Here is a 661-nt window from a genome sequence, read left to right on the forward strand (position 1 = left end):
TGTGGCTCGAGCAGAATGAAGGCGCCAAGTTCTGGCTGCGGGTAATGAACGAACTCCGCAACCGCGGCACGGAAGATATCCTGCTTGCCGTCGTCGATGGGCTCAAGGGCTTTCCTGAAGCGATCACCGCCGTGTTCCCCGAGGCGATCGTGCAGACCTGCATCGTCCATCTGCTGCGCAACTCCATGGACTTCGTGTCCTGGAAGGATCGCAAGGGCTTGGCAACGGCGCTCAAGGAGATCTACCGCGCGCCAAGCGCCGACGCCGCCGAACAGGCGCTGACCGCGTTCGAAGCCGGCTCCTGGGGCCAGCGCTATCCCGCCATCGGGCAGAGCTGGCGGCGCGCATGGAACGAGGTGATCCCGTTCTTCGCCTTTCCCGAGGAGGTGCGCAGGATCGTCTACACGACGAATGCCATCGAGGCGCTGAACTCGAAGCTCAGGCGGGCAGTCAGGGCCAGGGGCCACTTCCCGAGCGACGATGCCGCCACAAAACTGCTCTATCTGATCTTGAACCGATCCGAGAAAGAGTGGAAAATGCCGCCACGTGAATGGTCCATGGCAAAGGCCCAGTTCGCCGTAATCTTCGGTGAGCGCTTCATCAGGGCCATGGCGGCATAATGTTCAACCGCCCGCCCGTACACGGAAATCCTGACAGTCCC

1 protein-coding gene is annotated in these 661 nt (G+C 61.9%); it reads left to right on the forward strand.

The features are described 5' to 3' along the window. The coding region (locus JQK88_RS35515; RefSeq protein WP_203281245.1) for an IS256 family transposase at positions 1-620 on the forward strand (620 nt) is incomplete at its 5' end. Positions 621-661 lie beyond the last annotated feature (41 nt).

Source organism: Mesorhizobium caraganae (genome assembly GCF_016836705.1).
Lineage (GTDB): Bacteria > Pseudomonadota > Alphaproteobacteria > Rhizobiales > Rhizobiaceae > Mesorhizobium > Mesorhizobium caraganae.